8 protein-coding genes are annotated in these 7,202 nt (G+C 72.9%); 4 read left to right on the top strand and 4 right to left on the bottom strand.

The window, feature by feature from the left end:
* The coding region (locus AB0J68_RS22880; RefSeq protein WP_363940425.1) for a hypothetical protein at positions 1 to 463 on the top strand (463 nt) is incomplete at its 5' end.
* Positions 464 to 1,234: 771 nt separating this feature from the next.
* On the top strand, positions 1,235 to 3,073 hold the full coding sequence (locus AB0J68_RS22885) for an NHL domain-containing thioredoxin family protein (RefSeq protein ID WP_363940426.1): 1,839 nt from the start codon (positions 1,235 to 1,237) through the stop codon (positions 3,071 to 3,073).
* Here the strand turns inward: AB0J68_RS22885 and AB0J68_RS22890 are convergent.
* From AB0J68_RS22890 to AB0J68_RS22900, 3 genes are read right to left on the bottom strand one after another with little or no spacing between them, the layout of a single operon-like run.
* A complete protein-coding gene (locus tag AB0J68_RS22890) occupies positions 3,070 to 3,822 on the bottom strand; it encodes a 5-oxoprolinase subunit PxpA (RefSeq protein WP_354854996.1) in 753 nt (250 codons plus the stop codon). The two genes, AB0J68_RS22885 and AB0J68_RS22890, sit on opposite strands and share 4 nt — an antisense overlap.
* Positions 3,806 to 4,669 (bottom strand): biotin-dependent carboxyltransferase family protein, encoded by an 864-nt coding sequence (locus AB0J68_RS22895; RefSeq protein WP_363940427.1) that lies wholly within the window; start codon positions 4,667 to 4,669, stop codon positions 3,806 to 3,808. Before AB0J68_RS22895 ends, AB0J68_RS22890 begins: the two co-directional genes overlap by 17 nt.
* Complete coding sequence (locus AB0J68_RS22900) at positions 4,666 to 5,391, bottom strand: allophanate hydrolase subunit 1 (RefSeq protein ID WP_363940428.1); 726 nt, start codon at positions 5,389 to 5,391, stop codon at positions 4,666 to 4,668. The genes AB0J68_RS22895 and AB0J68_RS22900 overlap by 4 nt, the downstream gene beginning before the upstream one ends.
* A gap of 107 nt (positions 5,392 to 5,498) precedes the next feature.
* On the opposite strand from AB0J68_RS22900, the gene AB0J68_RS22905 reads away from it, so the two are divergent.
* The gene (locus AB0J68_RS22905) at positions 5,499 to 6,176 is read left to right on the top strand and encodes a hemolysin III family protein (protein WP_355063239.1); all 678 of its coding nucleotides are present in this window, start codon (positions 5,499 to 5,501) and stop codon (positions 6,174 to 6,176) included.
* 69 nt (positions 6,177 to 6,245) lie between these two features.
* Here the strand turns inward: AB0J68_RS22905 and AB0J68_RS22910 are convergent, their stop codons facing one another.
* Positions 6,246 to 6,533, bottom strand: coding sequence for a DUF6458 family protein (locus tag AB0J68_RS22910; protein WP_354854992.1), 288 nt, complete (start codon positions 6,531 to 6,533; stop codon positions 6,246 to 6,248).
* 112 nt (positions 6,534 to 6,645) lie between these two features.
* On the opposite strand from AB0J68_RS22910, the gene AB0J68_RS22915 reads away from it, so the two are divergent.
* Positions 6,646 to 7,185: a histidine phosphatase family protein gene (locus AB0J68_RS22915; protein ID WP_354854991.1), complete on the top strand. Its 540-nt coding sequence runs from the start codon at positions 6,646 to 6,648 to the stop codon at positions 7,183 to 7,185.
* Positions 7,186 to 7,202 lie beyond the last annotated feature (17 nt).

Genomic DNA, 7,202 nt, shown 5'->3' on the forward strand with positions numbered 1-7,202 from the left:
AGCCACGGTTGCCCGTGGCTCCGCCGTCGTCGTTCCCGCCCGCTTCACCAAACTCAAACTCGGGCACAATCCGCTTGTGGAACGCGAACTGGCGGCGGCGCTGGAGCTGATTCTGTCCGATCTCGAGACGCACGGCGGGGTGCAGCCCGACCTTCGTGACGAACCGTGGCGAGACGACCCCCATACCGCCAGCGCCTTTCTCTACGCTGCCGATGGTTCTGGCCAGGGAGTCTCGGTCGACCTTGGCCAACCGACCGTTACCCAGCTCGTCACGCTCGCCGCCCAGGTTCAGGAGTGGGCGATTGAGGCGCTGTGGTCTCTGGGCCGCGCCACCAATTGGCCACCCTGTCCCGAGCATCCGGTGAGTCACCCTCTGACGGCGGTGGTACGCACCGGCCGAGCGATCTGGGTCTGTCCAACCCTCGCCACCGAGATCAGCGAGGTCGGCGCGCTCGGCCGCTGACCCACCCCGGTCTGGCCTTCGGGGTCAACAGATGCCTGCGCAGGCTCGTCGTCGCATTATGACGAGTCACGTAGGCCGCCACCTCGACGGCGACTTCGGCGGGCACTCGGCCCTGCGCCACCGCCTCTTCGCGCGCGTAGGGGCACGGATAGCAGGAACCGTGCGTACAGGTCGACCACCGGCACCGTCGGAAGGTCGTTCACGGCAGCCACGAACTGACTCGCGAGGTAGGTCGCCGCCGCCCAGGGGTCACCGACCGCGAACATGGCCCGAGCCTCAGGACAGGGGTACGGCTGTCCACACGCCTCGCAGTCCCACGACGGGCGCTGCGGCCAGTGCGCGTTCACCGGCGCCACCCCACGTTGGTCCGATTCGCCGGAGAGCGCAGCAGACACGGCGCTCGGACCGGCTGGGCGTCGGTCCGTGTCGGCTCGCTCGCCCAACCGCGGGAGCGGCGGACCAGATCGGACGTTATTGGCTCCACACTGACCGTCGGCCGCATCTGGGACGCCTCCGAGGTCCGCGCGTACGCAGCGAAGCGCCGGGAACGCAACGAGGGCGGCCGCGGCTAGGCCCTGTCGGATTCCTCGGCCGACCGGACCCGAAATCCAGATGGCGGTCGATGTCGGGACCCGTTTCCTTGATCGATGGCGGCTGAGCAACTAGACACGCCGAGCATCGCCTTGCTGAGCTGCCACCGATCGCCTGGCTGACAGCTCTGTCGCCCGGGTCACGGCGGGCGGGCCGGTGGGGCGTGGCAGGCTGGCGGGTATGGGAACGACAGCGCGCGTACGGGCACCCGAACTACGGGGCCGGCAGTGGCTCAACACCGGCGGCAAGGACCTGACCTTGCAGGATCTGCGCGGCAAGATCGTCCTCGCCGATTTTTGGACCTTCTGCTGCATCAACTGCCTGCACGTGCTGGACGAGCTGCGGCCGCTGGAGGAGAAGTACGGCGACGTGCTCGTCGTGATCGGCGTGCACTCGCCGAAGTTCGAGCACGAGAAGGACGCCGACGCGCTGGCCGCCGCCGTCGAGCGGTACGGCGTGCACCACCCCGTACTCGATGACCCCGAGCTGGACATGTGGCAGCAGTACGCGGCCCGCGCCTGGCCGACCCTGTCGGTGATCGACCCGGAGGGTTACGTGGTGGCCACCATGGCCGGCGAGGGCCACGCCGAAGGGCTGGCCCGGCTGATCGACGAGCTGATCGCCACCCACGAGGCGAAGGGCACCCTGCACCGGGGCACCGGTCCGTACGTTCCGCCGCCCGCCCCGGAGACCGCGCTGCGCTTCCCGGGCAAGGCGGTGCTGCTGCCGGACGGCAATCTGCTGGTCTCGGACTCGGCCCGGCACTCCCTGGTCGAGGTGGCTCCGGACGGCGAGACGCCGGTTCGCCGCATCGGCTCGGGCGAGCGGGGTCGGGCCGACGGGCCGGCCGAGGCGGCGACCTTCTCCGAGCCGCAGGGCCTCTGCCTGCTGCCCACGCACGTCGCCGAGGTGGCCGGCTACGACCTGGTGGTCGCCGACACCGTCAACCACCTGCTGCGCGGCGTACGGCTGGAGTCCGGCGAGGTGGTCACCGTGGCCGGCAGCGGCCGGCAGTGGCGTGCCTCGGTCGACGACCACGCGCACGACGCGCTCTCCGTGGACCTGTCCTCACCGTGGGACCTGGCCTGGTACGACGACAAGCTGATCATCGCGATGGCGGGCATCCACCAGCTCTGGTGGTTCGACCCGATCAAGCGGACCGCCGGCATGTACGCGGGCACCACCGTGGAGGCGCTGCGCGACGGCCCGCTGGCCGAGGCGTGGATGGCGCAGCCGTCGGGGCTTTCCGTCTCCGCCGACGGCGCCCGGCTCTGGATCGCCGACAGCGAGACCAGTTCCGTCCGGTACGTCGAGAACGGGGTGCTGGGCACCGCCGTCGGGCAGGGGCTCTTCGACTTCGGGCACGTGGACGGGCCGGCCGAGTCGGCGCTGCTCCAGCACCCGCTGGGGGTGTGCGCGCTGCCGGACGGCTCGGTGCTGATCGCGGACACCTACAACGGCGCGGTGCGCCGCTTCGACCCCGCCACCGGCCAGGTGTCCACGGTCGCGGACGGGCTGGCCGAGCCGAGTGACCTGGTGCTCACCCCGGCCGGTGAGGTGCTGGTGGTCGAGTCCGCCGCGCACCGCCTGACCCGGCTGGCGTCCGGCGCGTTGTCGGCGGCCGGTGCGAGCACCGTGGACGGCCCCCGGCACCGCACCGAGCGCAAGCCGACCGACGTGGCGGCGGGCGAGGTCATCCTGGACATCGTCTTCACGCCCGCGCCGGGGCAGAAGCTGGACGAGACGTTCGGGCCGTCGACCCGGCTGGTGGTGTCCGCCTCCCCACCGGAGCTGCTGGTGGAGGGCGCCGGCGCCGGCACCGAGCTGTCCCGTCGGCTGGTGCTCAACAGCGAGGCGACCGGCGGGGTGCTCCAGGTGACCGCCCAGGCGGCGACCTGCGACGCGGACGTCGAGCACGCGGCCTGCCACCTGACCCGGCAGGACTGGGGCGTCCCGGTGCGGGTGGTCGACGGCGCGGCGTCCCGGCTTCCGCTGGTCCTGCGCGGCCTGGACGCCTAAGCGGCGAACGGGGCGAGCGGGACGTCGGCGTCGATCAGGGAGGCGCGGACCAGCTCGGTGGCGGAGACCGCCCCCGGTGTGTCCCCGTGTACGCAGATCGACTCCACCGGGCAGGGGATCACGGTGCCGTCCACCGCGACGACGGTCCGTTCGGTGGCCATCCGTACCGCCCGGGTGGCCACCTCCTCCGGATCGGTGATCAGCGCGCCGGGTGCGCCGCGCGGCACCAGCGACCCGTTGGGCAGGTAGCCGCGGTCGGCGAAGGCCTCGGCGACCACGGGTAGGCCCGCGCCGACGGCGAGCTGGGCGAGCGTCGAGCCGGGTAGGCAGAGCACGGGCAGTTCGGGGTCGTGGCCGCCGACGGCGGCGACCACCGCCGCCGCCTGGGACTCGTCGGTGGCGGCCGCGTGGTAGAGCGCCCCGTGCGGCTTGAGGTAGCGGACCCGGGTGCCGAACAGCCGGCAGAAGGCGTCCAGCGCGCCCAACTGGTAGGTGATCTCGTCGCGCAGCTCGGCGAAGTCGTACGCGATGTGCCGCCGGCCGAAGCCGGCCAGGTCCCGGTAGCCGACCTGCGCGCCCACCGCGACGCCGCGCTTCGCCGCGCCCTCGCAGACCCGCCGCATGGTGGACGGGTCGCCGCCGTGGAAGCCACAGGCCACGTTGGCGGAGGTCACCAGGCCCAGCAGCGCGTCGTCGTCACCGAGCCGCCAGATGCCGAATCCTTCGCCCAGGTCAGCGTTGAGGTCCATGAAATCTGACGGTAGTACCTGGCCGGGCCTGCGCGAGCGGGGTCACGTCGGTGACCACCCCGATGACCGGGTAACCGCCGGTGGTCGGATGGTCGGCGAGGAAGATCAGGGGTTGGCCGTCCGCCGGCACCTGTACCGCGCCGAGCACGATGCCCTCGCTGGGCAGTTCGCCGGCGACCGCGCGGGGCAGGGCCGCGCCGGCGAGCCGCGCTCCGACCCGGTTGCTGACCGGGCTGACGGTGTACGGGGTGCCGAACAGCAGGTCGAGCGCGCTCGGGGTGAACCAGTCGTCGCGGGGGCCGAGGCGCACGCTCAGGTGCAGTTCGGGCGCGGGTGCCGGGCCGATGGTCACGTCCACCGGCGCGGGTTCGGCCGGCGGCACGCCCAGCGGCAGCCGGTCGCCGTCGCGCAGCACGGGCGGGCCGAGCCCGGCGAGGGTGTCGGTGGCGCGGCTGCCGAGCACCGGCGGCACGTCGATCCCGCCGGCCACGGCGAGCCAGTTCCGTACGCCCCGACGGGCGGGGCCGACGCGCAGCAGGGTCCCGGCCGGCACGGTGAGCGGGCGGCCAATGTCGCCCGGCCGGTCCCCGGCGCGGACCGCCACCTCGGCACCGGTGAGCGCCACGGTGGCGGCGTGGGTCAGCCGCAGTGTGCAGCCGGTCAGGGTGATTTCCAGGCCGGCGGCCTGTTCGGTGTTGCCGACCAGCCGGTTGGCGAGCCGCAGGGCGGTCGGGTCGAGAGCGCCGGAGCGGGGTACGCCGAGGTGCGCCCAGCCGGGTCGGCCCAGATCCTGCACGGTGGTGAGGGCGCCCGCGCGGAGCACCTCGATCTCGGCGGGCCGGGTCACGTCGTCGCCACCATCCGGACGCGGGTGCCGGGGCCGAGCCGGGCGGGCGGGTCGCCGTCGACGTCGAAGAGGGGCAGGTCGGTCCGGCCGACCAGCAACCAGCCGCCGGGGGACGCGCTGGGGTAGATGCCGGCGTACGGGCCGGCGAGGGCGACCGAGCCGGCCGGCACCCGGGGGCGGGGAGTGGGCAGCCGGGGCAGCGCCAGGTCGGCGGGGAGCCCGGTCAGGTAGGGAAAACCGGGGGCGAACCCGCAGAACGCCACCCGGAACCGGGTGCTGGTCAGGCGGCGCAGCACGGCCGGCACGTCGACGCCCCAGTGGTCGGCGACGACCGGCAGGTCCGGCCCGTCGAACTCGACCGGAACGACGACCTCCGCGCCGTGGCCGCCGCCGATTGTCGTGTCGCCGCCTCCGGCGCCGGCCGCGACGCCGTCGTCCTCAGTGGCGCCGGCCGCGAAGCCGTCGGGCTCAGTGGCAGCAGCCGCGGCGGTGACCGCCGGCGCCCAGCGGGACAGCAGGTCGGCGGTGGCGGTGGGGTCGGGCAGGCCGTCGAGCAGAACGGTGCGGGCCGCCGGCACGATCTCGACCGCGTTCAGGTCACCCTGCTCGCGGCGGCGCCACAACTCGGCCCGCCACGCTTCGACCAGGGCCGCCTCGGGAATGTCGGCCGGGGCGGTGCAGTCGAGCAGCAGGGCGTGCGCACCGGCGGGTCGGATCCGCATCCGCTCATCCTCGCCGATGCCGTGCCGACCCGGTGTTCACGGTGACGGTGCTCGGTGTCACCGGCCTGACTACTTGAAAGTAACCTACGGTGCCGTAACCTGATGTCGTGACCACCTCCGCCCCGCTTCGCCTGAAGCCGGTCGACATCGGTAAGCCCCGGATGCGCGGCTGGCTGCACACGTACGCCTTCTTCGTCGCCGTGGTCGGCGGGATCGTGCTCTGCTCGATCGCCGCCACCCGACCGGGCTGGGCACCCCTGGTGAGCTGTGTCATCTACAGCCTGACGGTCTGCGGGCTGTTCGGCACGAGCGCCCTGTACCACCGTCGGGTGTGGTCGGAGCGCGGCTACCAGGTGATGCGCCGGCTGGACCACTGCATGATCTTCGTGTTCATCGCCGGCACGTACACCCCGCTCTGCGTCATGCTGCTCTCGACCCGGCAGGCCACCATCATGCTGGCCCTGGTCTGGGGTGGGGCCCTGGGTGGTGTGGCGCTGAAGCTGGTCTGGCCGCACGCGCCGCGCTGGGTCTCCGCGCCGCTCTACCTGGCGCTCGGCTGGGTCGCGGTCGCCATGCTGCCGGACATCCTGCACGGCGGCGGCGTCACGGCGTTGGTCCTGCTGATCGTCGGTGGTGCCATCTACAGCGTCGGCGCGGTGTTCTACGCGCTGCGCCGCCCCAACCCGTGGCCCACCGTCTTCGGCCACCACGAGTTCTTCCACGCGTGCACGCTGCTGGCGGCGCTGTGCCACCACATCGCGATCTACTTCGCACTGTTCGCCTGAGGCAGACCCCCACACACGCGAGCCGGGGCCCCGCCACGCTGCGGGACCCCGGAGTGTGCGAGCGAGGGATCAGACGGGGCGACCCGGCCGACGCACCTCGCGGTACTCCCGCATGACCTGGTCGTCCTGGACCGGCACCACCCGGTCGGCCACCACGCGCTCCTCGCGAACCGGAGCGGCGACCACGGTGCGGCGGCGGTTGTTCCAGAAGTAGAGGGTGGCGAGCAGGCCGGCGACACCGGCGAGCATCAACACCCAGCCGACCACGGCCAGGTTCAGCCAACCCAGGTCGGCCTCCACGGCGAATGCGAAGATCGCGCCCAGCGCGATCAGGAAGATGCTGCCACCAATGCCCATGTCTCGCTCCTCGGCTCTAACCTGGCGTACGGTCCGCCGCGGCCGTTGGTAGGGGTGCGGCATCCCTGGACTTACCCCGGCAGGAAGATCGCCAATCGGGCAAGCTGGTGGTATGACGGACAGCCACGCCGAGACGCGGACACTGGTGTTGCTCCGGCACGCGAAGGCCGAGCAGGGCAGCGAGGGTACGGACGACGCCGAGCGCCCGCTCAGCGCCCGCGGGGACGCCGACGCGGCGGCGGCCGGCGCGTGGCTGGCCCACCACGATCTGCTGCCCGACGTGGTGATCTGCTCGACCGCCCGGCGCACCCGCCAGACCTGGCACGGGGTGGCGATGGGGATGGCCGGTTCGCCGCCGGAGGGAGGGCCGACCGGTCCCCGCCCGACCGTCCGTTACGAGCCCGGCGCGTACGACGCCCACCCCGAGGAGCTGTTGGCGCTGGTCCGTACCGCCGACTCGGCAGCTCGGGTCGTGCTGCTGATCGCCCACAACCCGGGCGTCTCGCTGCTGTCCGCGTTTCTCGACCCGGAGACGGTGGACGAGGAGGGTTTACGGACCGCCGAGCTGGCGGTGCACCGCGGCGTGTCCGCCTGGACGGAGTGGGGCCGAGGCGGGGCGCCGGTCGCGCAGCGGCACACCGCACGCGGCTGAGCCACCCGTCGGGCGCG

The organism is Micromonospora sp. NPDC049580 (assembly GCF_040675595.1).
GTDB lineage: Bacteria > Actinomycetota > Actinomycetes > Mycobacteriales > Micromonosporaceae > Micromonospora.

What these genes read in the sequence shown, in the direction of transcription:
- AB0J68_RS22885 (WP_363940426.1), top strand. Translation starts at nt 1,235, where the DNA reads ATGGGAACGACAGCGCGCGTACGGGCACCCGAACTACGGGGCCGGCAG.
- AB0J68_RS22890 (WP_354854996.1), bottom strand. Translation starts at nt 3,822, where the DNA reads ATGGACCTCAACGCTGACCTGGGCGAAGGATTCGGCATCTGGCGGCTC.
- AB0J68_RS22900 (WP_363940428.1), bottom strand. Translation starts at nt 5,391, where the DNA reads ATGCGGATCCGACCCGCCGGTGCGCACGCCCTGCTGCTCGACTGCACC.
- AB0J68_RS22910 (WP_354854992.1), bottom strand. Translation starts at nt 6,533, where the DNA reads ATGGGCATTGGTGGCAGCATCTTCCTGATCGCGCTGGGCGCGATCTTC.
- AB0J68_RS22915 (WP_354854991.1), top strand. Translation starts at nt 6,646, where the DNA reads ATGACGGACAGCCACGCCGAGACGCGGACACTGGTGTTGCTCCGGCAC.